The organism is Stagnimonas aquatica, from assembly GCF_003730135.1.
Taxonomy (GTDB): Bacteria; Pseudomonadota; Gammaproteobacteria; order Nevskiales; family Nevskiaceae; genus Stagnimonas; species Stagnimonas aquatica.
This window is the reverse complement of the sequence record NZ_RJVO01000004.1, coordinates 82096-107105: the sequence shown is the minus strand read 5'-3', so window position 1 is coordinate 107105 and position 25010 is coordinate 82096. Positions and strand designations below refer to the sequence as shown.

25 protein-coding genes are annotated in these 25010 nt (G+C 65.0%); 9 read left to right on the top strand and 16 right to left on the bottom strand.

Going from position 1 to position 25010, the window contains the following annotated elements; all coding sequences use genetic code 11:
- Nucleotides 1-90 precede the first annotated feature (90 nt).
- From ED208_RS10085 to ED208_RS10045, 9 genes are all read right to left on the bottom strand, one after another.
- Entirely contained in the window at nucleotides 91-1368 is a 1278-nt protein-coding gene (locus tag ED208_RS10085) for an OprO/OprP family phosphate-selective porin (protein WP_123211777.1), read from the bottom strand.
- Nucleotides 1369-1468: 100 nt separating this feature from the next.
- Nucleotides 1469-2431: a PstS family phosphate ABC transporter substrate-binding protein gene (locus tag ED208_RS10080; protein WP_123211776.1), complete on the bottom strand. Its 963-nt coding sequence runs from the start codon at nucleotides 2429-2431 to the stop codon at nucleotides 1469-1471.
- 116 nt (nucleotides 2432-2547) lie between these two features.
- A complete protein-coding gene (phoR, locus tag ED208_RS10075) occupies nucleotides 2548-3873 on the bottom strand; it encodes a phosphate regulon sensor histidine kinase PhoR (RefSeq protein ID WP_123211775.1) in 1326 nt (441 codons plus the stop codon).
- Nucleotides 3874-3894: 21 nt separating this feature from the next.
- Nucleotides 3895-4587 carry a phosphate regulon transcriptional regulator PhoB gene (phoB, locus tag ED208_RS10070; RefSeq protein ID WP_199720587.1) on the bottom strand — a complete coding sequence of 231 codons (693 nt, stop codon included), beginning with the start codon at nucleotides 4585-4587 and terminating at the stop codon, nucleotides 3895-3897.
- A gap of 82 nt (nucleotides 4588-4669) precedes the next feature.
- A complete protein-coding gene (locus tag ED208_RS10065; RefSeq protein WP_123211773.1) occupies nucleotides 4670-5791 on the bottom strand; it encodes a beta-ketoacyl-ACP synthase III in 1122 nt (373 codons plus the stop codon).
- A gap of 89 nt (nucleotides 5792-5880) precedes the next feature.
- On the bottom strand, nucleotides 5881-7302 hold the full coding sequence (locus ED208_RS10060) for an alpha/beta hydrolase family protein (RefSeq protein WP_123211772.1): 1422 nt from the start codon (nucleotides 7300-7302) through the stop codon (nucleotides 5881-5883).
- The gene (locus ED208_RS10055; protein ID WP_123211771.1) at nucleotides 7299-7874 is read right to left on the bottom strand and encodes an NADPH-dependent FMN reductase; all 576 of its coding nucleotides are present in this window, start codon (nucleotides 7872-7874) and stop codon (nucleotides 7299-7301) included. Before ED208_RS10055 ends, ED208_RS10060 begins: the two co-directional genes overlap by 4 nt.
- A complete protein-coding gene (locus tag ED208_RS10050; RefSeq protein WP_123211770.1) occupies nucleotides 7871-8173 on the bottom strand; it encodes a hypothetical protein in 303 nt (100 codons plus the stop codon). Before ED208_RS10050 ends, ED208_RS10055 begins: the two co-directional genes overlap by 4 nt.
- Nucleotides 8174-8180: 7 nt before the next feature.
- Nucleotides 8181-8495, bottom strand: a complete 315-nt coding sequence (locus ED208_RS10045; protein ID WP_123211769.1) for a hypothetical protein — start codon at nucleotides 8493-8495, stop codon at nucleotides 8181-8183.
- A gap of 54 nt (nucleotides 8496-8549) precedes the next feature.
- On the opposite strand from ED208_RS10045, the gene ED208_RS10040 reads away from it, so the two are divergent.
- Nucleotides 8550-9071 carry an alpha/beta hydrolase gene (locus ED208_RS10040; protein WP_123211768.1) on the top strand — a complete coding sequence of 174 codons (522 nt, stop codon included), beginning with the start codon at nucleotides 8550-8552 and terminating at the stop codon, nucleotides 9069-9071.
- Nucleotides 9068-9517: a DUF3293 domain-containing protein gene (locus ED208_RS10035; protein WP_123211767.1), complete on the top strand. Its 450-nt coding sequence runs from the start codon at nucleotides 9068-9070 to the stop codon at nucleotides 9515-9517. Before ED208_RS10040 ends, ED208_RS10035 begins: the two co-directional genes overlap by 4 nt.
- Before the next feature lie 8 nt (nucleotides 9518-9525).
- Here ED208_RS10035 and ED208_RS10030 read toward each other — a convergent pair whose 3' ends face one another.
- Nucleotides 9526-9981 (bottom strand): acyl-CoA thioesterase, encoded by a 456-nt coding sequence (locus ED208_RS10030; protein WP_199720586.1) that lies wholly within the window; start codon nucleotides 9979-9981, stop codon nucleotides 9526-9528.
- A gap of 108 nt (nucleotides 9982-10089) precedes the next feature.
- Between ED208_RS10030 and ED208_RS10025 the strand changes: the two genes are divergently transcribed.
- The 7 genes from ED208_RS10025 (at nucleotide 10090) to ED208_RS09995 (ending at nucleotide 16217) form a co-directional block, all read left to right on the top strand.
- Nucleotides 10090-10605, top strand: a complete 516-nt coding sequence (locus ED208_RS10025) for an SUF system Fe-S cluster assembly regulator (protein ID WP_123211766.1) — start codon at nucleotides 10090-10092, stop codon at nucleotides 10603-10605.
- Nucleotides 10589-12082, top strand: coding sequence for a Fe-S cluster assembly protein SufB (sufB, locus tag ED208_RS10020; RefSeq protein WP_123211765.1), 1494 nt, complete (start codon nucleotides 10589-10591; stop codon nucleotides 12080-12082). Before ED208_RS10025 ends, sufB begins: the two co-directional genes overlap by 17 nt.
- Nucleotides 12082-12273: a 2-hydroxymuconate tautomerase gene (thmT, locus tag ED208_RS10015; RefSeq protein WP_123211764.1), complete on the top strand. Its 192-nt coding sequence runs from the start codon at nucleotides 12082-12084 to the stop codon at nucleotides 12271-12273. Before sufB ends, thmT begins: the two co-directional genes overlap by 1 nt.
- A 12-nt stretch (nucleotides 12274-12285) precedes the next feature.
- Nucleotides 12286-13065: a Fe-S cluster assembly ATPase SufC gene (gene sufC / locus ED208_RS10010; protein WP_123211763.1), complete on the top strand. Its 780-nt coding sequence runs from the start codon at nucleotides 12286-12288 to the stop codon at nucleotides 13063-13065.
- A 14-nt stretch (nucleotides 13066-13079) separates the two neighbouring features.
- A complete protein-coding gene (locus ED208_RS10005) occupies nucleotides 13080-14219 on the top strand; it encodes a SufB/SufD family protein (protein ID WP_123211762.1) in 1140 nt (379 codons plus the stop codon).
- A complete protein-coding gene (locus ED208_RS10000; RefSeq protein WP_123211761.1) occupies nucleotides 14216-15454 on the top strand; it encodes a cysteine desulfurase in 1239 nt (412 codons plus the stop codon). Before ED208_RS10005 ends, ED208_RS10000 begins: the two co-directional genes overlap by 4 nt.
- 157 nt (nucleotides 15455-15611) lie before the next feature.
- A complete protein-coding gene (locus ED208_RS09995) occupies nucleotides 15612-16217 on the top strand; it encodes a GspH/FimT family pseudopilin (protein WP_123211760.1) in 606 nt (201 codons plus the stop codon).
- 31 nt (nucleotides 16218-16248) lie between these two features.
- On the opposite strand, the gene ED208_RS17585 is transcribed toward ED208_RS09995, so the two are convergent.
- The 6 genes from ED208_RS17585 to ED208_RS17310 form a co-directional block, all read right to left on the bottom strand.
- A complete protein-coding gene (locus tag ED208_RS17585) occupies nucleotides 16249-16764 on the bottom strand; it encodes a type IV pilin protein (protein ID WP_123211759.1) in 516 nt (171 codons plus the stop codon).
- Nucleotides 16765-16796: 32 nt separating this feature from the next.
- Complete coding sequence (locus ED208_RS09985; protein ID WP_148044726.1) at nucleotides 16797-21122, bottom strand: pilus assembly protein; 4326 nt, start codon at nucleotides 21120-21122, stop codon at nucleotides 16797-16799.
- A gap of 713 nt (nucleotides 21123-21835) precedes the next feature.
- Nucleotides 21836-22462, bottom strand: a complete 627-nt coding sequence (locus ED208_RS09970; RefSeq protein WP_199720585.1) for a pilus assembly PilX family protein — start codon at nucleotides 22460-22462, stop codon at nucleotides 21836-21838.
- A 5-nt stretch (nucleotides 22463-22467) separates the two neighbouring features.
- Nucleotides 22468-23502 carry a PilW family protein gene (locus ED208_RS09965; RefSeq protein ID WP_123211754.1) on the bottom strand — a complete coding sequence of 345 codons (1035 nt, stop codon included), beginning with the start codon at nucleotides 23500-23502 and terminating at the stop codon, nucleotides 22468-22470.
- Nucleotides 23499-24044 carry a type IV pilus modification protein PilV gene (pilV, locus tag ED208_RS09960; protein ID WP_233574995.1) on the bottom strand — a complete coding sequence of 182 codons (546 nt, stop codon included), beginning with the start codon at nucleotides 24042-24044 and terminating at the stop codon, nucleotides 23499-23501. Before pilV ends, ED208_RS09965 begins: the two co-directional genes overlap by 4 nt.
- Nucleotides 24031-24618 carry a pilus assembly FimT family protein gene (locus tag ED208_RS17310; protein ID WP_158608500.1) on the bottom strand — a complete coding sequence of 196 codons (588 nt, stop codon included), beginning with the start codon at nucleotides 24616-24618 and terminating at the stop codon, nucleotides 24031-24033. Before ED208_RS17310 ends, pilV begins: the two co-directional genes overlap by 14 nt.
- Nucleotides 24619-25010: the final 392 nt, after the last annotated feature.

Genomic DNA, 25010 nt, shown 5'->3' with positions numbered 1-25010 from the left:
GCTCGTCTTCTTCAAGCCCTCGCCGATTCGGGAGAGCTTGAAGAAAACGCCCGGCCTACACGGCCGGGCGCATTCTCTTACAAGCCCGACTTAGAAACCAAACTGGGCGCGCATCGAAATGGCTTCCGGCTGGTCCTTGCCGGCGCCGACATCGGCTTCGGCCAGGTAGTAGTTCAGCATGAAGCGGACGTTCGGGTTCACGTACCAGTTGGCGCCCAAGGTGATCTGCGAACCTTCGCAGGTCTGGTAGCTGCCAGCGGCGACGCCGGTCAGCGAGCAGCCGTTGGCGGCACCGGTGGTGGTCTCGGAGTTCTCCGAAGCCTCGTAGCGAGCCACCAGCTCGACGGCGCCGTAGCTGTTGATCGGCTTCGGCGAGCCGAAGGCGCCACGATCCTTCTTGTACACCTTCTTCTCGCCGGTGACGAAGTAGCTGGCCTGCACGTAGTAGGCGGTCACGTCGGCATCGGAAGGACCGGCGTAGGCATCCTGCATCGACGCGACGGCGTATTCGGCCTGCGCGGTGAAGGAGCCGAGGGAGCCAGCGATTTCACCGTGGATGGTGTTCTGAGTGCCAAAAGTGGAGCCGTTGGCGGTGCCGGCGCCGGCCAGGCCGAGCGAAATACCGCGACGGCCACCGTACTGAAACACCGCAGCGGCGTTCTTGGAGTTGGTGTCCTCGCGATCCGTGCTGTAGGCGAGGCCGAGGTGCAGGGTCTGGCCGTCGTCGGACATCGGGAACCAGTAGGCACGCGCACCGAAGGAGGTGCCCTCGGTCGGGTCGCCCGCTTCGCCAGTCAGCGTGGTCGCATGGATGCCGTAGCCAAAGCTGTCGGTATTGCCCTTGTAGAACAGACCGCGCAGGAACTGGCGCCCGTTGTAGATGCCGGTGGCGGTGGTGTTGGGACGCTCCATCAGGGTGATTTCATTGGAGCTGGCCAGTTCTTCCATGCCACGGAAGCCCTTGTGCTGACCGATCATCAGCTTGCCCGGACCCACCTTGGTGCCGATCCACATTTCGCGGAAGGTGCCACCGCCAGCGCCAGGGGTGCCGGCGAAATCGTTCTCGAACTTGTAGTCCCAGCCGTAGGCCTTGCCAGTGAGGGTCAGGTAGGCGCGACGGAAGGCGGCGCCACCACGGTTGTCGTTGGCGGCCACGCCGGAACCAAAGGCGGTGCTGCCGATCAGGGCGCCGTCATCTTCCGAGAAGCTGTAATAGTCGAACTGGATGCGACCACCGACGGTGGCTTCGAAGCGGCCATCGTCGGTCTTGATCTTGATGCCGCCCTTGGTCTCGGCCGGGTCAGCGTGAGCAGCGCCGGTGGCGCCGATGAAAGCAGCCAGGGCCGCGTACTTGAGGGTGTTGTTCATCTGGGGTCTCCCGTGGGGGTTTCTGTGTTGCACTTGCGAAAGGTTGCGGGCAGCCGCCCACCGCGGGCCTCCCCGCAGTGGTGGCTAGGCAGGGGGTGGCTTACTGCAGCTTGGCGAGTTCCTTGGCGACCATCGCGGCGGGGAGCGGGATGTAACCGTCCTTCACCACCACGTTCTGACCGGTCTTCGACAGCACCATCTTGAAGAACTCCGACTCCATCGGCGAAAGCGGCTTGTTGGGCGCCTTGTTGACGTAGACGTAGAGCACGCGGGCCAGCGGGTACTTGCCGGTGACGGCGTTCTCTTCGGTGGCTTCCTCGACCTCACCGCCGTCCTTGGCGGACAGCGCCACGGCGCGCACGCCGGAGGTCTTGTAGCCGATGCCGGAGTAACCGATGGCGTTGAGGCCGCCGGCCACCGACTGCACCACCGAGGCGGAGCCCGGCTGCTCGTTGACCGTGGTCTTGAAGTCACCCTTGCAGAGGGCGTGCTCCTTGAAATAACCGTAGGTGCCGGACACCGAGTTGCGGCCGTAGAGCTGCACCGGCTTGCTGGCCCAATCGCCGGTCAGACCGAGGTCGCCCCAGCGCTTGACGTCCTTGCCGCCGCACTTGCGGGTGGCGGAGAAGATGCCGTCCACCTGGGCGATGGAGAGACTCTTGATCGGGTTGTCCTTGTTGACGAACACCGCCAGGGCGTCGATGGCGACGCCGATCGCGGTCGGCTTGTAGCCGTACTTCTTCTCGAAGGCCTGGATTTCCTGGTCCTTCATCAGGCGCGACATCGGGCCGAAGTTGGCGGTGCCTTCGGTCAGTGCCGGCGGCGCGGTGGAGGAACCGGCGCCCTGGATCTGCACGTTGACGTTGGGGTAGAACTTGTTGAACTCCTCGGCCCAGAGGGTCATCAGGTTGTTCAGGGTGTCCGAACCCACCGAGCTGAAGTTGCCGGAGACGCCTGCGGCGGCCTTGTAGTCCGGCAGCTTGGCATCGACACCGGCGCTGGCGGCGCTGGTGTAGGCCCCGGCGGAAACCGTCAACGCGACGAGAAATGACTTCAATTTCATGCGGATAAGCCTCTGATAAGAGTGTTAGCGCCGGCGATTCTGGGCAGCCGGCATGTATAGGGTATGAAGCAGGGATGAAGCATTTGTGACAGGCCCCGATCCGGGGCGCCCCGGCCTCAGGACAGGGCGATCTTTTCCTGCACCACCGGCCCCTGCTGCACCCGGTGCAGCGGAAACTGGCAGCTGAAGGTACTGCCCACGCCCAGCTCGCTGTCGATACGCAGCCGGCCGTCGTGGCGCTCCAGGGCATGCTTGACGATGGACAGGCCCAGGCCGGTACCGCCGCTGGCCCGCGAACGACCGATGTCCACGCGGTAGAAGCGCTCGGTCAGCCGGGCGATGTCCTTTTCGGCAATGCCAATCCCGGTATCGGCGACGCTGAACTGGGCGCCCTCGCCGTCCGCCTTCCAGCGCACCCGGATCACGCCACCGGACGGGGTGTAGTGGACCGCGTTGGCGACCAGGTTGGAGAACACGCTCTGCAGCTCGGCTTCGCGGCCGAGCAGGAACAGCTCGGGCTGGATCTCGGTCTCGAAGCGGTGCTCACCCTTGGACAAGGCCCGGGCATCGTCCACCACCCGGCGCAGCAGGCCCGGGACATCGACCAGATCCTGGCGTGTCATCGGGCTGTCAGCCTCCAGCCGAGCCAGCTTGAGCATGTCGTTGATCAGCGACTCCATGCGCTGCGCCTGGGCGCGCATGTCCTCGATAGGCCCGCGCCAGCTGGCCAGCGGGCCACTGCCGGCGTCGGCGCCCATCATGTCCAGATAGCCGCGCAGGACGGTGAGCGGCGTGCGCAACTCGTGGCTGGCATTGGCGACAAAGTCGCGGCGCACCAGCTCCAGCCGGCGCATCTCCGACACGTCCCGCGCCACCAGCAGACGCTGGCCGTTGCCGTAGGGGACGATGCGGTAGGCCAGGGTCAGTTGGGCGTGGATCGGCGACGGTGCCTCCACCTCGCCCTCGTACTCGCCCTGCGTGAAGTATTCGGTGAAAGCCGGGTGGCGGATCAGGTTGGGCAGGCGCTGGCCGAGGTCCTGCGGGGTGCGCAGGCCCAGCAGGGTGCGGGCGGCAGTGTTGAGCCAGACGATCTCGCCGCGTTCGCCCAGCACCACCGCCGCGTCCGGCAGCGCCTCGGTGGAGGCCTGGAATTCCGAGACGATGGCGGCCAGGCGCTTCTTGCGCTTGCGGTTGCGGCGCTGCAGGGTCAGCAGGCTTTCGAAGATCTCGCCCCAGATCCCGCCGGGCTCCGGCAGCTCGACCTGCTTGGGCGCATCGAACCAGCGCCGCAACACCGCGAGGTAGCGCAGGTGCATGAGCAGGTACAGCGCGATGCCGAGGGTCAAGCCGAGCAGCCATTGCCCGAACAGCCAGCCCAGCAAGGCCCCGAGCAGGGCACGCAGGACCGCCTTGAGGATTTCCTGCTGGAGAGCGGCGGTCATGCCTGCGCGGCCGGCCAGACCTCAGACCTTGTCCGAAAAACGGTAGCCGGTGCCGCGCACGGTCTGGATCATGTTGTCGTAGCCATAGGGTTCCAGCGCCTTGCGCAGGCGGCGGATGTGCACGTCAACGGTGCGCTCCTCGACGTAGACGTTCTGCCCCCAGACCCGGTCCAGGACCTGCTCACGGGTGTAGACCCGCTCCGGATGGCTGATGAAGAAGTGCAGGAGACGGTATTCGGTGGGGCCGAGCTTGACCGGCTCGCCACGGGCGGTGACCCGCTGGCTGGCGGCATCGACTTCCAGGCCGGCCACCGCCAGCCGCTCCTCGACGCCGCCCGGCAGCGAGCGGCGCAGCACCGCCTGGATACGGGCGATCAGCTCGGGGAAGGAAAACGGCTTGGAGACGTAGTCGTCGGCACCGATGTTCAGGCCGCGCACCTTGTCTTCCTCTTCGGCGCGGGCGGTGACCATGATGATCGGGATGTCCTTGCTGGTGGCGCCGGACTTCAGCTCCTTGGCGAACTCCACGCCAGAGAGGCCGGGCATCATCCAGTCGAGCAGGATCAGATCCGGCTGCGCCTCGGCGATCTTCAGGCGCGCCTCCTGGGCGTTGGCGGCGAGCATCACCCGAAACTCGGCGCGCTCCAGGGCGAAACGCAACATTTCGCGGATGGACGCCTCGTCTTCCACCACCAAAATCTGTTTGTTCTGCATTCCCATGGCCTGATTAAACTCTACAAATCAGGCTATTAGCAATTTGTGACAAGGTCATGACCGGCTGTCACAAAAGCGTCGCTCAAAGTTTGCGGAGGATCGCGCTGCCAGCCGAGTAGCCGGCACCGAAGCCGCTGAGCAGGCCCAACTCGCCCGCCGCGAGGTCGGCGTGATGCTTGTGGAAGGCGATGATGCAGCCGGCGGAACTGGTGTTGGCGTACTCGTCGAGGATCACCGGCGCCTCGGTTTCAGTCGCGTCGCGGCCCAGAACCTTGCGGGCAATGAACTGGTTCATCGACAGATTGGCCTGGTGCAGCCAGAAGCGCTTGACCGACTCCGGCGCGATGCCGAGCGCGGCGAGATGACCCAGCAGCAGCTCCGACACCATCGGCACCACTTCCTTGAAGACCTTGCGACCCTCCTGCTGGAACAGCACGTCGTTCCAGGGCCGCGCCTCGATTTCCGAGGCGTTGAGGAAGCCGAAATTGTTACGGATGTTGTTGGAGAACTGGGTCTTGAGCCGGGTCCCCATCACTTCGAAGGCATCCCGGGACTTGGCCCCGTGGAGCGGCTCGATCACCACCGCCGTGGCGGCATCACCGAAGATGAAATGGCAATCGCGGTTGCGCCAGTTCAGATGCCCCGAGCAGATTTCCGGATTGATCACCAGGGCGCACTTGGCGTTGCCCAGGCGCACCGCGTCGACCGCCGACTGGATGCCGAAGGCCGCCGAGGCGCAAGCGACGTTCATGTCGTAGGCAAAGCCGCCGGCGCCCAGCAGTTGCTGAAGCTCCACCGCCACCGCCGGGTACGGCCGCTGCAGATTGGAGGCGGCGCAGATGATGAAGTCGACTTCCGAAGGATCGCGGCCGGCGGTCGCGAGCGCCTGCCGGGCGGCGGCAGCGCCCATCTCCGCCATCAGCGAGGGCTCGTCATTGCCACGGGTGCGGATGCGCGGGCGCATGAAGTCGATGTCGAGCACGCCGGCCTTGTCGACCACGTAGCGGCTCTTGATGCCGGAGGCCTTGACGATGAACTCGCTGGACGACAGCGGCAGCGGCTGCGCGGTGCCGGCGGCGATGGCCTCGGCGTGGCGACTGTTTTCGCGCTCGGCGTAGGCGTTGTAGCAGGCCACCAGTTCGTCGTTGCTGATGGATTCGGCGGGAGTGAACAGGCCGGAGCCGGTGATGGCGACGCGGGTCATGACAGGCTTCCGATCCTTAGAAACGAGTGCGGGAATTGAGCAGGCCGGCAGTGTAGCGGCGGCGCGCTACTGCGCCTACCTTTTAAGGCTTACTTCCAGCCGGCGCTCTTCACCGCCAGCTCCACCACCTCGCGGGTGACCCGCTCGCGGCGGATCGACAGATGCGAGCCCTGGTACCAGTGCACCGGCCGCTGCCAGTGGGCGGACAGCTTGAGCGGATGGTCCGGCGTCACCAGCCGGTCGGCGCTGGCGGCGAACAGATGCAGGCGCTCCGCCGCCGGCAGCGCCGGCCGCGCCAGCGGCGATACCGGCCGCAGGATGTCGCGGTAACGCGCCTCGCTGAGCCCGTGCTGGGCGTAGAAGCGCTCGTGCACCTGCGGCAGATTGCGCCAGAGCGCGCGGGCGACATCGGCCAGCGGCACACCGCCGACCACAAAGCTCAAGTCCGCATCCGCCGTGGCCAGCAGCGAGGCGTTGTAACCGCCGAGACTGACGCCGTAGACACCGACCTGCGCGCCCGGCTCGCGGTCGCGCAGCCAGGCCAGCGCCTTGCGCAAGTCCCAGAGTGCCTGGGTCTGGGCGTGCAGCAGGTCGAGCAGATCGCCGTCGAGATAGTGATCGCCGGACTGGCGGCCGATGCGGCGCAGGCCGTGCAGGGGCAGCACCGGCAGGATCAGGTTCAGGCCCAGCTTCCGGTGCAGCCAGCCGGGGTCGAACAGGCTGAAGTCCATCCAGTCGGCGCCCATGCGGTAGCCGTGGATGCACATCAGCCAGGGCCGGGGTGCGCCGCCATGACGAAACACCCGCAACTGCATGCGCGGATTGGCCGGATGCGCCGCCCAGGCCGCCGCCCCGGGCAACTCCGGTCGCGGCAGGAAGCCGCTGGGGTAGCTGATCCGCTCGTAGTCGATACCACGCCAGCGCTGCGGCTCGGCGACCACCGCCTCCGGCGCACGTGGCGTCTGGTGATAGCTGTCGATGTCGCCGGCCCAGCCCTGCTCCTTGAGCACGGCTTCCAGCCGCAGGGCCTCCAGGCACATGGCCTCGGCGGAACTGCCGGCCGGCACCTTGGCAACCCCGACGAAGTAGGCCAGCACGGTCTCGTCCAGCGCCGCCTTGGCATCGACCGAAAGCCGAGCCTCCGGCTCACTGGCGCCGTGGTAGCGCGGCTCGTACTCCACCGCGATGCGGCCAGCGGTCACGAAGGCCCAGGCCGACAGCGCCCCGGCGAACAAGGCCTCGCCGCCGCCGATGAACAGCGCCGGAATCGCCAGCAGGCTGCCGAGAAAGCCGCCTGCCGCGTGCAACTGATGCACGCGCAGATCGTGAATCTTGGCGAACAGCGCCACCGAGGCGGTCAGCAGATAGGCCACCGGCAGCGCCGCGCACAGCCACCAGGCCCAGCCGCTGCCGCCGCCCAACCAGGCGATGGCTGCCGAGAGCGGGATGAAAGCCCGCCATTCAAAGGCACGCGGCGGCCGCTGCGGCAGGTGGGCGGCAGGCTGACTCATTGCTTGAGCGCCTGCGTGGCACGCGCCAGCGCGGCGCCCAGACCCTGGGCCAGCACACGGGTCTTGGCGTCGATCAGGCCACCTTCGGCGTCGAAGGCCTTGCCGGCATCGTTAACCGATACCGTGTCCGGCAGCACGATGCAGCCGAGATAGCCGAGCACCTCACGCAACTGGCGGATCGAGCGCACCGCGCCCCAGCGACCGGGCGTGGCACCGGCCACCACCGCCGTCTTGTTCTTGTAGACAGAGCCGGCGCCGGGCGGGTCGCCGAGACCGCGGCTGGCCCAGTCGAGCGCGTTCTTCAGCAGCGCCGGGTAGCCACCGTTGTTTTCCGGCGTGGCGATCAGATAGCCATCGGCGGCGCGGAAAGCCGCCTTCAGCCGGGGCGCCGCCTCGGGAATTCCGGCCGCCTCCAGATCCTCGTCCATGATCGGCAGCGGGTGGACCGACCAGTCCAGCACCTCGACACTGGCGCCGGCGGCGCGGGCGCCCTCGACCATCGCGGCCAGCAGCTTGCGGTTGTAGGAGTCGCGGCGGGCACTGCCGGAGATGGCGAGGAGGTGGACGGTCATTGGGCGCTCAGACTGGTGATGGAGACGAGATAGGAGCCGAAGCCGGCCAGCAGCAGCGCCGCCTGGGCCAGCCAGTGCCAGGACCGCTGCCGGCGCAAGCCCCAGGCGGCGAGGCCGGCGGCGACGGTCGCCGACAGGTAGACCAAGGTCAGCTCCACCAGGGTGAACACCTGGTCCCGGTATTCCGGTGCAGTGTCGAGATACCAGCCGAGCAGCAGGGCGCTGACACCGACGCCGATCACCATGGAAGCGCCGAGCACGGCAATGGCTACATCGAGGATGAACAGGTAACGCAGCATGGGGATTTCAGTCTTTCTTCCTGTTGCGCAGCCGACCCATCAGCTTCAGCGCGGGGAACACTTCACGGACCACCTTGGGCTGCGCCAGCGAGGCCTTCAGCAGCAGCATGGTGAAGCCACGCAGGATGCGGTCGCGGTTCTGGAACACACTGTCGACCATCGGCACCTGGCGGTCCTTCATCAGCACCACCGACTCGCCCGGCTCCTCGCCGAAACGGACCTTCAGACTCAGACGCACCTCGAGCGGATCGCCGCGACGCGGCCGGCGTGCGGGGCTGCGGCTTTCGCTTGCCGCCGTGGACTTGCGCGCTTTCGCTATCATCTTGGTGGCTGACTCCTGTACAGCTGCCCATCACCACCCGCGAGGACTACACCCATGCCGCTGCCCGAACGTCTGGTCGTGTTCGCGCATGGCAAGGAGAGCGGGCCTTGGGGGACCAAGATCACGCGTCTCGCCGAAGTGGCGAAGCGCTGCGGCTACGCGGTGATCAGTCCGGATTATAGCCACAGCCATGACCCTCACCAGCGCCTGCGCGAGCTGCACGCGCTGGCACCGCAGGCCGTTCAAAGCCTCGTGCTGGCGGGCTCCAGCATGGGCGGCTATGTGAGCGCGATGGCCTGCGCGCAACTGCGGCCGCAGGCCCTGTTCCTGATGGCCCCCGCCCTGTACTTCCCCGGTTGGGACGAGGAACCCGAAGGCATCCCCGCGCTCGCCAGCGTGGTGCACGGCTGGCGCGACGACATCGTGCCAGTGGAGCGCGGCCTGCGCTTCGCCCAGCGTCACCGCGCGGCGCTGCACCTGCTGGACTCCGACCACGGCCTCAACGACCAGCTCGACACCCTGAGCCTCCTTTTCGAGCAGCTCTTGCTGCGCGCCGCGAAGACGGACACACCATGATCCCTGCCCATCTCCTGCCCCGCAGCCAGCGCCAGCGCCTGGAGCAGGCGTATCGCAAGACCGACTACCAGGTCGCCCTGCCCGAGCACCAGGTGGTGTTCCGCATCGGCGAGCACGACCCGGTGGCCGAGGCCCTGCTGCGCCGCAGCCTGCCGGTGCGCCGGGAGTGGGCCATCCTCACGCCCTGCAATCCGCGCTCGCAGGAAGCCACCGAGGAGCTGAACAGCTTCTACTACCACGAGCTGCGCGACGCCCTCGCCGGCCGCGACGACCGCTGGTTGCAGGCCATCAATCACGCCCCCTCGGGCAGCTGGCCGGACGAGCCGGGCTTTCTGGTCGCCGACGCCGAGCCGCTATGGCTGCACGATCTGGCCGCCCGCTTCCACCAGAACGCCTTCGTCGCCGCCCGGCTCGGCGAGGCGCCGCGCCTGGTCTGGCTGGTCTAGCAGCCTCTTCAGTCGATGGCGCCACGCCCGGCGCGATAGGCCTCGATAAATGCTGCTGGCTGGCGCTTGGGCCGGCCGCTGGCAGGGTCGATGCATACCCAGTGCGTCTGTCCCCGCAGCACGGTCTTGCCATCATCGACGCGGATGATCTGGTAGCGCCGCCACATGCTCAGGCGACCGTCGTTCTCGTGGATCCAGGTGCCCAGCCGCAGGGTCTGGCCGGCAAACGTTGCCGCCAGATAGTCCAGCTCGTGGCGCCGCGCCACGCAGCCGGCGCCCAGGCGCTGGTAGGCCGCCCAGTCCAGGCCCAGTGCAGTGGAGTGCGACCAGGCGACCCGCTCCAGCCATTGCAGGTACACCACGTTATTGGTGTGGCCGAACGCATCGAGGTGCTCGGGGCCGACCAGCACGGTTTCGGTGTAGGGCCTTGGGACATCCCAGGCCAGATTTTCGGGAGTGCTCATGGGCTCATGATAGCGACGCACCCCACCCGCCCGACGCCGGCTTGAAGCCGGGGAATCGCAGGCCTACACTGCGCGCCCCGAAAACCGGACTGCTTTGGTCTTCTTTACGTGCTCAAGCTCGGCAAACTCACTGACTACGCCACCGTGCTGCTGGCGGCCATGGCCGCCGAGCCGGAGCGCCTGCATGCGGCACTGGAGCTGTCCGGGCGCACCTCGGTGGCCGCGCCGACCGTCGCCAAGCTGCTGAAGCAGTTGCAGAAAGGCGGCCTGGTTCAGTCCGCGCGCGGCGCCCACGGTGGCTACCGCCTGGCACGCGCGCCGGGGCTGGTCACCGTCGCCGACGTGATCCGCGCCCTGGAAGGGCCGATCGCGGTCACCGATTGCGCGGTGCACGACGGCGGCTGTGCCATCGAGGTCGGCTGTGCCGCCCGCGCACCGTTCCGACTCATCAATGCTGCCGTCACCCAGGCGCTGGAAGCGGTGACGCTGGCCGACATGGCCGCCTCGCTGTCTGCCACGCCACGACGCCCCGCCGAGGTCCCACTGACCGAGGTGCCGATCCTTTTTCACCCAGCCAACAGTCGTCCGACTAGCCAGGTGCGTGCCCATGTCCGCCGCCGCTGAACTCAAGCCCAAGGCCATCCAGGCCGACGTCGCCGAAGCCATCGCCGCCCGCCGCGAATACAGCGCCGGCTTTGTCACCGACATCGCCTCCGACACCGTCGCACCCGGCCTTTCCGAAGACGTGATCCGCCTGATCTCGGCGCGCAAGGGCGAGCCGGAGTGGCTGCTGGCCTGGCGGCTCAAGGCCTACCAGAACTGGCTCAAGCTGACACCGCCGGACTGGGCGCAGCTCAAGGTGCCGCCCATCGACTTGCAGGCGATCAGCTATTACTCGCAGCCGAAGAGCCACAAGGACGGGCCGAAGTCGCTGGACGAGGTCGACCCGAAGCTGCTGGAGACCTACAAGAAGCTCGGCATCCCGCTGCAGGAGCAGGCGATGCTGGCCGGCGTGCAGTCCAGCAACATCGCCATGGACGTGGTGTTCGACTCGGTGTCGGTAGCGACTACCTTCAAGGCCAAGCTCAAGGAAGCAGGGGTGATCTTCTGCCCGATCTCCGAAGCGGTCCGCGAATACCCGGAGCTGGTGCAGCAGTATCTCGGCACCGTGGTCGGCATCAACGACAACTATTACGCCGCGCTCAACTCGGCGGTGTTCACCGACGGCAGTTTCGTATTCGTGCCCAAGGGCGTGCGCTGCCCGATGGAACTGTCGACCTATTTCCGCATCAACGAGAAGAACACCGGCCAGTTCGAGCGCACGCTCATCATCTGCGAGGACGACGCGCAGGTTTCGTATCTCGAAGGCTGCACCGCGCCGCAGCGCGACGAGAACCAGCTGCATGCCGCCGTGGTGGAACTGGTGGCGCTGGAGCGCGCCGAGATCAAGTATTCGACCGTGCAGAACTGGTATCCCGGCGACGAGAACGGCGTCGGCGGCATCTACAACTTCGTCACCAAGCGCGGCGAGTGCCGGGGCGCCAACAGCAAGATCAGTTGGACCCAGGTCGAGACCGGCTCGGCGATCACCTGGAAATACCCGAGCTGCGTGCTGCGCGGCGACAATTCCATTGGCGAGTTCTACAGCGTGGCGCTGACCCACCATCGCCAGCAGGCCGATACCGGCACCAAGATGATCCACATCGGCAAGAACACCCGCTCGACCATCGTCAGCAAGGGCATTGCCGCCGGCCACGGCCAGCAGTCCTATCGCGGCCTGGTGCGGGTGCTGCCGGGTGCTTCCGGCGCGCGCAATCACACCCAGTGCGACTCGCTGCTGATCGGCTCCCACTGCGGCGCCCACACCTTCCCCTACACGGAAGTGCGCAACCCCAGCGCCAAACTCGAACACGAGGCCACCACCAGCAAGATCGGCGAAGACCAGCTCTTCTACCTGCGCTCGCGCGGCATTGGGGAAGAGGACGCGGTGAGCATGATCGTCAACGGCTTCTGCAAGGACGTGTTCCGCGAGCTGCCGATGGAGTTCGCGGTCGAGGCCGGCAAGCTCCTGGCGGTGTCGCTGGAAGGAGCGGTCGGCTGATGCCCATCGTCCGCGTCGAAATGCTGGAAGGCCGCAGCCTGGAACAGAAGCGCGAGCTGGTGGCGGTCTACACCCGCGAGCTGGCGCGCATCTGCGGCTGTAGCGAAACCAGTATCACGGTCGTCATCGAAGACGTCGCCAAGCACAACTGGGCCAGCGGCGGACAGCTGCTGGCCGACAAGAAACCCTGAAGAAATCACCCCATGCTTTCCATCGAAAACCTGCACGCCGAAATATCCTCGGATCGCGATCCCGCTTCGCGTCTCGCCGGGGCCGGCAAGGCCATCCTCAAGGGTCTGAATCTGCGCATCCAGGCCGGCGAAGTGCACGCCATCATGGGCCCCAACGGTGCTGGCAAGTCCACGCTCTCCAAGGTGCTGGCTGGCCATGAGGACTACCTCGTCACCGCCGGCAGCGTGCGCTACCAGGGCGCCGACCTGCTCGCCCTGGAGCCGGAGGTGCGCGCCCGCAGCGGCATCTTCCTGGGCTTTCAGTACCCGGTGGAGATCCCTGGCGTCTCCAACATGACTCTGCTGAAGACCGCGCTTAATGCCAAGCTCAAGCACGAAGGCAAGCCGGAACTCGACGCCGGCAGCTTCCTCGCCTATGTGAAGCTCAAGGCCAAGCAGGTCGGCATCGAGCCCAAGATGCTGCAGCGTGGCGTCAACGAGGGCTTCTCCGGCGGCGAGAAGAAGCGCAACGAGATTCTGCAGATGCTGGTGCTGGAACCGACCTTGATGGTTCTGGACGAAACCGACTCCGGCCTCGACATCGACGCGCTGAAGGTGGTCGCCGACGGCATCAACACCCTGCGCAGCCCCGAGCGCGCCACCCTGCTGGTCACGCACTACCAGCGCCTGCTCGACTATGTGAAGCCGGACTACGTGCATGTGCTGGCCGGCGGCCGCATCGTCAAGACCGGCGGCCCGGAACTGGCGCTGGAACTGGAAGAAAAGGGCTACGGCTGGCTGGAAGCCGCCTGAGGGCCGGACCGACCATGAGCTTCTTCGACACCTCCCGCCTGGCGCTGCCGGCGGACGAGCAGGAGCGGCGCCAGGCCGCGCTGGAGCGGTTCGCGGCCGAGGGCTTCCCCGGGCCCCGGCTGGAGAGCTGGCACTACAGCGACTGGAGCGCGCTGGCGGAACGCGAGTTTCCCCTGGCCTCCGCTGGGGCCGAGCCGAGCTTCACGCTCGACACCGTGCAGCCCCTGCCCCTGCGGCCGGTGCACACGCCCACACCCTGCCCCGCTTTCGCACTCGACGCGCTGAACCTGGCCTTCGCCACCGAAGGGGTGGAAAAGACCTTGCAGGGCCAGGCCCAGCGGCCGTTCGCCATCGTTCAGCAGGTGACGGGGGCGCAGACCATGCGCCATCTCCGCCACCGGCTGGCCCTGGATGTCGGCGCCAGCGCCACGGTGCTGCTCTGGGATGCCCCTGGCGCGGGCGAGAGCGAGACCCTGCTCACCGCAGTGTTGCAGCTGGAGCTGGCCGCCGGCAGCCAGCTGCGGCTGATCTGCCTGCAGGACGCCGATGCCGCTGCAATCCGCGCCCTGCACCTCAGCGCCAGGCTGGCGACCGATGCCCAGCTGGAACTGATCCAGCTCGACTTCGGCGGCCGCCGCGTGCGCCAGGAGCTGGACATCCACCTCGATGCCCCTGGCGCGGTATTCCGCCAGGCCGGCCTCACCGCCCTCGCCGGCCGCAGCCAGGTCGATCAGCGCAGCCATGTCTGGCACAACGCAGCTGGCTGCGAGAGTCGTAGCGACGGCCGACTGATCGCCGCCGGCAGGGCCAAGGCGGTGCTCAACGCCAAGGTGCAGGTGCAGCCGGGCGCCGCCAAGACCGACTCCGAAACCCGCATCGCCAGCCTGCTGCTGAGCGCCGGCGCGGAGATCGACGCCAAGCCCGAGCTGGAGATCTACGCCGACGACGTGAAGTGCGCGCACGGCGCCAGCTTCGGCCAGCTCGACGAGGCGGCGGCTTTCTACCTGCGCAGCCGTGGCCTCGGCGCCGACGAGGCGCGGCAATTGCTGACCCTGGCCTTCGCGCAATCGGTGCTCGACCAACTGCCCTTGGACGGCCTGCGCGCCTGGTCCGAGCAAAAGGTCCGTGCCCTGCTGGCGGAGCAGCCGGCATGAGCTACGGCCTGGATAGCAGCTACCCGCTGGAGCGCATCCGCGCCGATTTCCCGATCCTGGCGCAGATGGTGCGCGGCAAGCGCCTGGCCTATCTGGACAATGCCGCCACCACCCAGAAGCCGCGCGCGGTGATCGAGGCGATCAGCCGCTATTACGAGACCAGCAATGCCAATGTGCACCGCGCCGTGCACGAGCTGGCCGAGCGTGCCACCACGCAGTACGAGGGCGCACGCGACCGCATCGCCCGCTTCTTCAATGCCCAGCGCGAGGAAGTGGTGTTCACCCGTGGCAGCACCGAGGCGATCAATCTGGTCGCCTACAGCTTTCTGCGGCCACTGCTAAAGGCCGGCGACGAGATCCTGGTCACCGGCATGGAGCACCACTCCAACATCGTGCCCTGGCAGCTGGTCGCCGCCGAGCGCGGGGCCAGCGTGCTGGCGGCGCCGGTGCTCGACGACGGCAGTCTCGACTTCGAGGGCTGGAAGAAGCTGCTCAGCGAACGCACCCGCTTCATCGCCGTGGTGCACGTCTCCAACACCCTGGGCACGGTCAACCCGGTGGCGGAGATCATTCGCGAGGCGCAGGCGCGCGGCATCCCGGTGCTGGTCGATGGCGCGCAGGCGGTCGCCCATCTGCCGGTGGATTTCGCCGCGCTCGGCGCCGACTTCTACACGCTCTCCGCCCACAAGCTCTACGGCCCCACCGGCTTCGGCTGTCTGCTGGGACGGCGCGAGCGGCTGGAGGCGATGCCGCCCTGGCACGGCGGCGGCGACATGATCAAGACCGTGAGCTTTGCCGGCAGCACCTGGGCCGAGCCGCCCTACCGCTTCGAGGCCGGCACGCCGGACATGGCCGGCGCCATCGGTCTGGCGGCGGCACTGGACTATGTCGAGGCGCTGGGCCTGGAGCAGATCGCCGCGCAGGAGCATCGGGTACTCGAATACGCCACGCCGCGTCTGCGGGAAATCCCCGGCCTGCGCCTGATCGGCACCGCCACCGGCAAGGGCGGCATCCTGTCCTTCGTGCTCGAAGGCGCCCATGCCCAGGACGTCGGCAGCATCCTCGATATGGAAGGTGTCGCGGTGCGCACCGGCCATCACTGCACCATGCCGCTGATGGCCCGCTACGGCGTCTCCGCGACCACCCGCGCTTCGCTCGCCTGCTACAACGGCGAGGACGACATCGACCAGTTGGTTGCTGCCCTGCACAAGGCTGTGCGCCTGCTGCGGTCCTAGCACAAACCACCCGCTCATCGCATGCCGCTTTGCGCGCCCGCCGAACAGGGCTAGCATCGACGGCACAACAAATGAGTCGCCGGGACAGGCGGCAGCGAAGGGGTTGGGAACCCTGGAGAACTGCCGGCGAGCCTGCCCCTTGCGTCTGGGAGGGGCCATGCTCGGGAACTGGATGCCGGTTGCTTCTGGCTGGTTGGGGCATTCGCACAAGACCTGCCGACAAGGCGGATTCACCTTGCTTGAGCTGCTGGTCACGGTCGCCGTGGCAGGCGTGCTACTGGGCTTGGCGATCCCGGCCTTCGACCAGGTGGCGAGAAGAAACCAGCTCGCCGTCACCAGCAATCAGATCCTGCTGGCGGCCGGAACCGCGCGACAGTTGGCGGTGAGCGGCAATCGAGCCATCGCCTTCTGCGCAGGCCGCAGCGAGGTCGGCTGTCACGGCGACTGGAGTCTTCAGGAATGGCTGGTCTTCGAGGATCAGGACCGGGACGGCGTCTTCGATTCAGGGGAACGCCTGCATCTGGAGAGCCGTTCGAATAGCAGCTCTTATCTGACCGTCGCAGCCAACGGCCCGTTCCGGAATCGCGTGGTCTTCACGCCGACTGGCCGAGCAGAAACGGCGACCGGCGCTTTCGCCGCAGGGCGTGTACGCGTCTGCGTCGAGCGAATGCCAGCGGATAACACCATCGACCTGGTACTCATCGGCAGCGGACGGATCGTCACCGAACATCACGACCACGCCGGGCGCTGCCTCGCTCCTTAGCGCGTCGTCGCCTTCGCTCGCCAAAGCAGGTTCACCAGCATTTCGATACGTTCGCAGCGGCGGTCGAGCCGTTCGCTCCACGCGTGCCAGCCTGGTTCAGTGTCAGCGTTCCACAAGCCGTATCCCGTGTGGCCTGGTTCCCCTTGGGAACCGCCTGGACAACGTAGGTCGAGCGCGTCGGGGAGCCCGAAGGGAATGAATAGGTGTAATCGTTGCCAGTGTTCTGGTTGGAAGCGCAGTCAAAGGCAGGCAAGGTGTTATCGGTGCTATCCACCCTTTTGTCGTAGCGCATGTTCGCCGTATAGAAGCGCTCCATGTACTGGACATAGATGGAGAGACAGGCCTCGGCCGCGCGACGCCGGGACTTGGTGACGGAATTGCTGTAGGACGGGATCGCGATGGCGGCAAGGATCGAGACAATCACCACCGTGATCATCAGTTCGATCAAGCTGAAGCCGAACTGAGACCGATGCTGTGCTCCTCCCGTACTCGTGGCTTGCGGCAAGAGCGCGGCGTTAACGGGGCTTTGTTGGCAGTGCTTTCTCATATCGACGGAGGTTTGCGAAAAACTGGCGACTGTCATTGTCCCACCAGTTCACGCCAGGACAAGCGTGCCGCCACACCCGCGCCGGTGGGGCGGACATTTAGGCTGCCGGTAGTCGCATTGTCGAAACTCATCATCATGGTGTGCCCGACGAAGATCGGGTTGTTCGGAATGGCGCCAAACCCGACACCAGCCGCCACGTAGGAAGTTCCATCGGCGGCGATCACTCGATCATCCGTGAAGATTCCGCTGCTGTTCACGTCGAAGAACGCGGTACTCGGCGGCGCTCCGGTGAAGGGGTAGATCGCCATCACCCAACCACTACCGGAAGGATTGCAGGGATCACCGGTCGTGGGTAGACGCGTAGTTCCGACCAACAGATACCCGTAGAACTGGTTGGAGGTAATCATGCGCTCACCCTTCTCGGACCCACCACTCAGCTTCAGGTCGATGAACCAACCCTTCTTGCCGACCATATCGCTAGCGGTGGAGGCACTGATCGCACGCGCGGCAAGGCTGGTGTTCGAGGCCGCGCTTTCAGCGACGATACTGCGCTGACGCAGCGCCGAACGCGCCGAGCAACTACTGGAACCAGTGCAACTGACCTTGTCGGCACCCTGAACGATCAGGCCGTACCAGGTCTGCAAGCCATCGGTTGCCTTGAAACTGGACAGGAACGAGCCGGTGCCAAAGAAGACCCAGACCTGATTGTCCTCCGGATTCTTGGCGACCAGCATGCCCGAGGTGATGGGCTGCAGCTTGAAACCACTACCGTCGCGGTCCTTGGCGATGAAGAGCTTGGTGCCGGCACCGCCGCCCGATGCCGTCAAGGTGAATCCCCAGACGTTACCGTTCAGATCACCGGCATAGGCCTCGCTGCTGACATTGCTGCTGACATTGGCGTCCTTGATCCAGACTGCGGGTGGAGCAAGGCCATCGTCTGCGCTACCACCGGTGGTGTAGACACTCAAAGTCCCATCGGTGATGTTGAACTGCAAGAGCGCCGGCGCATTCTGGGTGCTGTTGTAGCCGTTGCCCATCAGCACCGCCCAACCGCCGGCACTACTGACCCTCGCGATCACCGGCTTGCCGACAACCTGACCGATGTAGTCGCTGCCAGTGACGCCGTCGGCCGAAGAGCGCTCCCATAGCAGTTGAATATCAGTCGGGTCGGTGACATCCAGGGCATAGACCGCCTTGGACGGCCCACGCCCCGTGGTACCCACCAGCACGGTAGCCCAACCTCCCACGGCGTTCGGGCAGGCGGTGGCGCATTCGACATCTGCCACCACCAGTTCGCCATCGTTCCAGAACTGGTGAGGGTTGGTGGTATCACCGTAGTCGGCAGCAGAAATCTTGCGAAGTCCGCTCTTGATAACGGCCCTTGGCAGATAGGCGAACACCTCCTGGCCAGGGAGAACGTTGGTGCTGACGCTGTCGATAGTCGCGGTGAATGACGTCGCCTCGGCGCTAAACGCGTGCACCATGCCGTCGTTCGCCGCCACGTAGATCATCTTCTTTCGAGTCTTGACGTCGGAATGGTTGGCGAACGTCCGGTAGGCCGATGCGAAGTTCCGGCCGTTATACAGGTTGGGGTTTGGCGACCCGGAAAATACCGGCTGCGAGTTGACGATGTCGCCCAAGGCCGTGGACCGCAGGCGCAGAGTGCTGACACTGGTGCCGCGCAGGTAATTGATGAGACTGTCGGCCTCCCCCGAACCACAGGCAGCCGAGTTGGCACAGAGATAATTCTTGGTATCGAAGGTCGTGGTCGTCTTGAAGGACACACTGCTGGAGCAGGTGCCGGAGCCAGTGCAGGTCACGATGTTACGGGCGGAGGCCGCTGGCAGCCGCTTCGAAGCTTCCCAGACCGCGGTCGTGGAGATGGTACCCGTCCCACTCACAGGGAACGCCTTGACGTCGCCACGCCAGTCGCCGGTGTAGTAGACAGCCTGATAGGTCGTCGTGCCGGTATCGAGCTTCGTGCTGTTCGCTGCCAGCGAGGCGCCCGAACCAGCGAGATCCTCGACAATTTTTGAGAAGGCGGCGTTCAGCCCGTCAATCATCTTCTGGCCGTTGTTGGCCAGATACATGTTGTTGGGCTGGTAGTAGTCTCCGCTACCACCCAGCCCGGTCTCGACCTTGACCGTCTGCGTCGCTGACGTCCATGTGGCCTGGTTGCTGTTGAACCATGCGGCGTCATGCCGGGTGGCATTGCCGTTGGCGTTCCAGTCATCAACCGGGATGTTGTATCCACCGTACTTGGTCGCGTTGTAGAACTGGTTGGTGGTCGTGGCGTAAAGGTCGTTCTGCTCAACCACGTCCACCCAAAAGGTGGAGATGATCTGACCACGCCGCGAACCCTGCGTCTTATTCGCTACTTCGGTGTTGGGCACATCGGTGCGCAGATCGTTGAGGTGCGCCCAGTAGGCAAGGCCGGCAAGATTTCCCCGGCCGTTGCCGCCACTGTTGAACTCGGTATACCCGCGCCAGGTGCCGCCATCGGCGGCCTGTGTGTTGGTGGTAGTGCTGTCCTTGGTCAGATCGGCGGTATCGTCTTCATTGTTGGTGTGGGTATCACCGATGCCCAGCACGACCGAGGTCTGACACTGGTAAAGCATCGGGTCTCCGTCGGTGCCCGTCGAACGGGCCGGGGTGCTGGCTGTCCAGGCCGTGACGCTGGCGTTGGCGCCAGTCTTGTACCAGTCGTTGATCACCGGCAAACCATCGGCGTTCTGGTATTTCGCCAAGGCCCCGGAGCCCGACAAGTCCGAACTCGCCAGCTTGGTCAGATCACTGAAACTGGAGATGTTGGCCAGGCCACGTAGATAGCGGAGGGCCGTGTAATACATCTCGGTGAGATTGTCGAAGGACTTGAGCGTCGACTGACCAGTCAATATCTGGCCGAAACGGTTCAGGTAGTTGATGACACCGCTGTACTTGACCACACACTGGCTGCTGTCTGGCGCGCTGCTGCCGCAGTTGCCGATGTTGGTGTTGGTCGCTGTCGCGTCGCCGTCGTCAGGATTGTCGATGAACACGCCGGTCGCTGAATCCCATTCCGGGTTGTCGATGCCCGCGATGCGCGCGGCCTTGTCCGGGTATGGCTTCTCGCCCGAAACCACCGGGCCGATGAGCTTCTGGCGGGCACGCATCACACCACCCTGGCGCTGTTGCCCCGTCTCGGTCAGATAGCTGAACAGGCCGTAACGGATCTTCTTGGCGTTCTTCTGAAGCAGGCCCTCGGGCTTGTGGTAGCTACCGTACTTCGTGCAAAGGCTGCGGGTATCCAGGGTGCCGTCGCAAACCTGTACACGAACGCTGACGGCATAGATCGCGTCTTTGCCGGCATGCGCGTAGGTCGCGGCGGTGCCTGCGTAAGTGGTGAAGGAGCAAGTCCTGCCTGAGCCGGAACTGGTAGGCAAGCCTGTAAACGGAGTCGTGCAAAGGTTCGCGGTTGCTCCCGTCGTGCTGGTCGAACTTGGCTGGCACTTCTGAGTGCTGGAGTTGTAGTAGACATTGCCAGATGTCGGACACGCCGCCTTCGTCGTCGTCGACGCACAGGTGCCGTCGGTGTCGCCGGTTGTGGTGGTAGCGTTGCCGTTGGCGCCACCGTTCAGGCAACTCCAGGTTGCTATCGAGCAGCCATACTCGCTCGGGCTTGTGCCGCAGGGCGTGCTATTCGTATTGCTCGCAGTGGCAAGGTCGGGAAGGGTGTTGTAAGCGGGGTTGTAGGGTATGGCCGGTCCATCACCGTCACTGGTCGTCTGAGCCCCATCCGCCACCGGCAAGGGGATCGCCTGTGGGTCGCTGTAGCTCTCGGAATCCCCCAGCGCACCGCTGCTGTTGGGAATAAACCACATCTGGTTACGTAAAGCGCCGATGCGCGTCCGAAAGCTTGACGTCGCAGAGGGGGTGGCACTGGCCACATCCGCAGTCAATTGCCGCAGTTTGGTGTAACCGTTATCCCAGCGATCAGAGTTGCCCTTTTCCAAGTAGGTGGTCCCGGGCATTTCACTGGTGGTTTTGGTGACGCTGACACCATCCGACCCAGTGATAGTGACCGAAGGCGGCGTGCCGTCAGCCGGCCGATGAACACGGTAACCACCCGTCAACGCCAGACGGAAGGTATCAATGGCCTGCATCGAGGCCCAATTGAGGAAGTTGCCGCTCCAGAGCTTCTGGACGGGAGTCCCGCCGGTTTGCCCAACGCAAAGGTAGGCGTTACCCGAACCGTCGGTCGTCGTATTTGAGACGGGGTAGAAGTAGCGGTTCTTTTCCTCCACGGCATAGTAATAGGCGTAGCAAAGCTCGCTGTTGAAGTAGCCTGCGTATGGAATGGTTCTGGTCGTGCCGCTCACCGTGGTGACGCAATTGGTACCGGTGAGCGTGCCACTCGCACAGGAATACGTCGGACTTGGACCAGTCTGTGTGCAGGTGGTGCTGCTGGTGACGCCACTGGACGGCAGGTAACCAGACGGACACGAGTAGCTAGTTGAGGAGATGGAAGGTCCGGAGCAGGTTCTATTGCTGTTGGATCTGCTGTAACCGGTACCGAAACCGGAACATTCCGATGAAGTATAGGTACCACTGGACTTGGTCCTGGAGCAGGTCGTGCCGCTGGTAACGCCACTGCTCGGAGAGAAATTGGTCGGGCACGAATAAGTAGTTGTGGAATTCGGTGTGGTTGTCTGCTGACAAGAACTGCCGCTCAAGTTGTAAGGCGACGTGCAACTTCCAGTCGCGGGCACCGACTTCTGGCAAGACCCACTGGTCAGTGTGAAACCGCCCGGACAGGTCGTGACCGGCGCGGTCGTGTAGACCGCGCTACCGTCACCCTGTCCCGGATCGTTGGCCTGAGTGACCACCGTCGGCCATTCCACCGACGGCACCAAGACCAAATTGCCAGGCACGGTGTTGGGCTTGGACAGGGGCGTGCTGTCAACAAATACATCCGCCCGCCCTGGCAGACACCAGAGCCACACCACCATGCCCAGCGCGAGCCAGAAGTAGTGGCTAGAAACCAGACTTGCATGCTTGTGCCTGGGCATGGCGGTACTCCTGTCTGATGGGGTCACGACAATGGAACCTGGAAAACCGCTTGCAGAATGACAACGGCCCGGTTGGTGCCTGCCTCGCTGCCTGGGTCGCCGCTGCGTGCGGTGATCCGGTAGTAGGCGAAGTCCGCAGCAGCGGTGTTTTCAGTGCCATAGGACTGACAGTTGGCCGACTGGCAGTTGCCGGTAGAGCCGGCCCCTGCGCTGCAGGCATTGTTCAGGCAGATCAGCTCGATGACGAACTGAGGCTGGCCAGGCGCGTTGGTGTCCGACACGTCGTAATCGTCGGTATCGACCGTTTTTATGAAGCCGGTGCCCAGCCCGCTGTCGGCGAACGGATTCGCCAAGCAGGTATCGCCGTCCTGACAATTGCGAAAGTCCACTCCATCGACCAGCGGCGAACCAGGGTCGCTCAGGTAGGCTTCTCCGGCACGCAAGCCCGCCTCGGCGCTCTGAAAGGCAATCTCGCGGTCATAGAAATTGGCGGTCATCCGCTGCTGGATGGTGGTGCCGCGAATGGCCGCCAAGCCGATCAGGGTCACCAGAATCAGCAGGAACAAGGAGACTGCCAGCGCCACTCCGCGCTGACCGTCTGCGAAGTGCCTTGAACGTGTTGGGTGATGAAAGGCGAAGGGCGCGCGCATGGTCATCAGATCGGTGGGTTGCGCAAGGCGACGACGGTATTGAGGTCGCGGAAGATCATCGCGTTGGCCTGCAGGGTGTCGCTGGAACTCATCGCATCCCGGCTGGAGCGATCCTCGGCCACCAGGCGCAGGCTGACGCGGACCGCCGATACGGTGTTCAGCGGCCAGGTTGCCGCGGCGATGGCGTTGGCGTCGACGTAGTCGGTCGCGGAGGTATTGAGAAAGGTGAGATCCATCGCCGCCACACCGCGCACCATCTCCTGGGCTTGCAACGAAACCGTTGGCCCCGCCGCACCAACCGCCGCCATGCGATACAGGGAGGTGCCGCCTCGGTTCGGATCGCAAGACAGCGCGGTCAGCGGATTGCAGCCGATGTACCAAGTCACCGATTTCAACGCAGAGACCTGCGCATTTCGCAGATAGGTTTTCGACAGCGCGGCAGTATTGCCCGGGGTTCCGGTACCGGTCGCCAAGTACACTCCCCCGGTAGTGCTGGTGATCTGCGCGATATCGGCCTGGGCGGTATCGCAGATGACCACGAGGTCTCCCACCGAGAGTTCTGGATTGGTTTCGTTGAGCGTGATCTTGCTGGTGGCGGCGTCATGCGTGGCCAGGCTGTAAGCCAGGTCCGAAGCCCCGATCAAGGTGAGGTTGTCAGTTCCCGCCCGGTGGTTGCCGGAGGCGGTGCCGGTCGTCAAGGCGGGATTGCTGTCCGCAGTACCGCCGTCATAGGCGATAAGACCGTTGCCGGCAAAGTTGGCGTACCACAAGGTCGTGTTGTTACTGAGCAGATTGGCTGTCGTCGTCTGGTTCCCGCAGCCGGTCAGACGTGCCTGGCGCAAATCACGGGTCAGCAACTCGAAGGCAATACGGGCGTTCTCCTGGATTTGACCAATCGCGGAATTGGTCCGGTAGGACTGCTTGTTGGAAAGGAAAACGCTGCTCGCCCCCAGCACCACGATCAGGCCAATGACCAGGGCGATCATCAACTCGATCAGGTTGAACCCGCGCTGCCGTTGAAGGGAGAGGATCGGACTCATAGCATCGCCTGCGTGAATATCCGTTGCCCTCTACCCTCGGAAAGCGTCTGGGTACACAGAGCATCGTTCGTCTGGCCGTCGCCGGCACGTCCGCAGTCCAGGGTGAAGAATGTGATGGTCACCGTACAAACACCTTGCGCGTCGCAAACAATCTCGGCTTCGGCACTCTCCCCCAGACGGGCTGCCAGTTCGTTGCTGCACCAGAGGTTGAGTTGCCGGCTAGCCAGACTACTGCCAGCGGCCGGGCAGTCGTTCGCCTTGAGCGGAGCAGTGTTGTCGTGGTTGTAGGCGCCGAGTACCGCTTGCGCCCGATCAGCCCGCATGGAGTCCAGGATCGAATAACTCGCGGCCACAGCCATGGAGCGCGTCATGCTGCTGTTGTTGCTCGACAGCGAGCGGGATTGCACCAGGGCGATCCCCAACAAGCCGATCGACAAAACCAGCACCGCGACCAGAACCTCGACCAGACCGGCACCACCCTGGGCTCGCCCCAGGACGGCACCTTGGCCGAGTCCGGCGCAGCGGGTCTCACTGGCAGTCACTGGGCTCGGTATTGGCATCGCAGGCGGCCGTATTGGAACAGGTCTTAAGGAGAATCCCGGCAGTCATGTAAATGCAGCGGTGACCATTGGCGCTAAGCGCGCTGGATTTCAGGTCCACCAAGCGACCACGGTACGGCGTGGTGGAGCCCGGCGCGCGGGCCAGGCCTTGCGCGGAATAACGCAGGGCAGCGACGTTGGCGACCTCGATATCGGAGGGAATTTCCGGCGCCGCGCGTAACAGGAAGGCCGCGCCACTGGAATCAAGTGCATACACGGCGCCCGTGTTGGTGGTGCCGCAGGCGGTAGCCAGCGCGCCGCTACCATTGCCGGACGCGGCGCAGACCTGGGTGCTGGTGTTCCGGCGCACGGCTTCCACCCGCGCCTCGCTGACGGCCAGGAAGTAGTCGTAGGAAGCCACTGAGAGCCGATTGGAGGCGATGGCGCTGCGGTAGCTGGGCACAGCCATCGCGACAAGAATCGCCATCACAGCGATGGTCACCAGCAATTCGATAACGGTGAACCCGCGCTGCCGACCGGGAGGCGGGGCATCATCGACCCAGTTTTGAAAGCACATGAGTGCCCGCCGGAAGCCGCGTTCCGTTTTCGATCCCGCCCGCCAGCCCCTCGTTTGCGCCATACCAAGCCTGAACGACCCCGGAAAAATTACGATACTTAACTCGTATATCAGAAGGTAGCACGACGGCGCGAACTTTCGAGAGACGCACCGCTCTTCGCACTCAACCCCGCCACTGAACGGCCGCCAAGCCTGGGCAAGGAACGGCCCGTGGTTCCAGACGCCGTGGCCGTTGGTGAGATGATAGCTGGGCGCTCGGAGTGGCCGCAGGAGCGAGCCGCCTGGTCGGCAATCAGCGGAGTTCGTCATTTTTTTGACACCTCTTGTCCCTCGCCATGTTCCGCCCATCGGGGCGTCCAGTGGGCACGCGGCGACGCGCGGTATCCGTGCAT

Bases quoted from the DNA above. Each gene is read 5' to 3' on its own strand.
- sufB (WP_123211765.1), top strand. From the start codon at position 10,589: ATGTCCGCCGCCGCTGAACTCAAGCCCAAGGCCATCCAGGCCGACGTC.
- ED208_RS10035 (WP_123211767.1), top strand. From the start codon at position 9,068: ATGATCCCTGCCCATCTCCTGCCCCGCAGCCAGCGCCAGCGCCTGGAG.
- thmT (WP_123211764.1), top strand. From the start codon at position 12,082: ATGCCCATCGTCCGCGTCGAAATGCTGGAAGGCCGCAGCCTGGAACAG.
- ED208_RS09970 (WP_199720585.1), bottom strand. From the start codon at position 22,462: ATGCGCGCGCCCTTCGCCTTTCATCACCCAACACGTTCAAGGCACTTC.
- phoR (WP_123211775.1), bottom strand. From the start codon at position 3,873: ATGACCGCCGCTCTCCAGCAGGAAATCCTCAAGGCGGTCCTGCGTGCC.
- ED208_RS10050 (WP_123211770.1), bottom strand. From the start codon at position 8,173: ATGCTGCGTTACCTGTTCATCCTCGATGTAGCCATTGCCGTGCTCGGC.
- ED208_RS10000 (WP_123211761.1), top strand. From the start codon at position 14,216: ATGAGCTACGGCCTGGATAGCAGCTACCCGCTGGAGCGCATCCGCGCC.
- ED208_RS10040 (WP_123211768.1), top strand. From the start codon at position 8,550: ATGCCGCTGCCCGAACGTCTGGTCGTGTTCGCGCATGGCAAGGAGAGC.
- ED208_RS10055 (WP_123211771.1), bottom strand. From the start codon at position 7,874: ATGACCGTCCACCTCCTCGCCATCTCCGGCAGTGCCCGCCGCGACTCC.
- phoB (WP_199720587.1), bottom strand. From the start codon at position 4,587: ATGCAGAACAAACAGATTTTGGTGGTGGAAGACGAGGCGTCCATCCGC.
- ED208_RS10005 (WP_123211762.1), top strand. From the start codon at position 13,080: ATGAGCTTCTTCGACACCTCCCGCCTGGCGCTGCCGGCGGACGAGCAG.
- ED208_RS09965 (WP_123211754.1), bottom strand. From the start codon at position 23,502: ATGAGTCCGATCCTCTCCCTTCAACGGCAGCGCGGGTTCAACCTGATC.
- ED208_RS17310 (WP_158608500.1), bottom strand. From the start codon at position 24,618: ATGTGCTTTCAAAACTGGGTCGATGATGCCCCGCCTCCCGGTCGGCAG.
- ED208_RS10085 (WP_123211777.1), bottom strand. From the start codon at position 1,368: ATGAACAACACCCTCAAGTACGCGGCCCTGGCTGCTTTCATCGGCGCC.
- ED208_RS10080 (WP_123211776.1), bottom strand. From the start codon at position 2,431: ATGAAATTGAAGTCATTTCTCGTCGCGTTGACGGTTTCCGCCGGGGCC.
- ED208_RS09995 (WP_123211760.1), top strand. From the start codon at position 15,612: ATGCTCGGGAACTGGATGCCGGTTGCTTCTGGCTGGTTGGGGCATTCG.
- ED208_RS10065 (WP_123211773.1), bottom strand. From the start codon at position 5,791: ATGACCCGCGTCGCCATCACCGGCTCCGGCCTGTTCACTCCCGCCGAA.
- ED208_RS10045 (WP_123211769.1), bottom strand. From the start codon at position 8,495: ATGATAGCGAAAGCGCGCAAGTCCACGGCGGCAAGCGAAAGCCGCAGC.
- ED208_RS10060 (WP_123211772.1), bottom strand. From the start codon at position 7,302: ATGAGTCAGCCTGCCGCCCACCTGCCGCAGCGGCCGCCGCGTGCCTTT.
- sufC (WP_123211763.1), top strand. From the start codon at position 12,286: ATGCTTTCCATCGAAAACCTGCACGCCGAAATATCCTCGGATCGCGAT.
- ED208_RS10030 (WP_199720586.1), bottom strand. From the start codon at position 9,981: ATGAGCACTCCCGAAAATCTGGCCTGGGATGTCCCAAGGCCCTACACC.
- ED208_RS17585 (WP_123211759.1), bottom strand. From the start codon at position 16,764: ATGAGAAAGCACTGCCAACAAAGCCCCGTTAACGCCGCGCTCTTGCCG.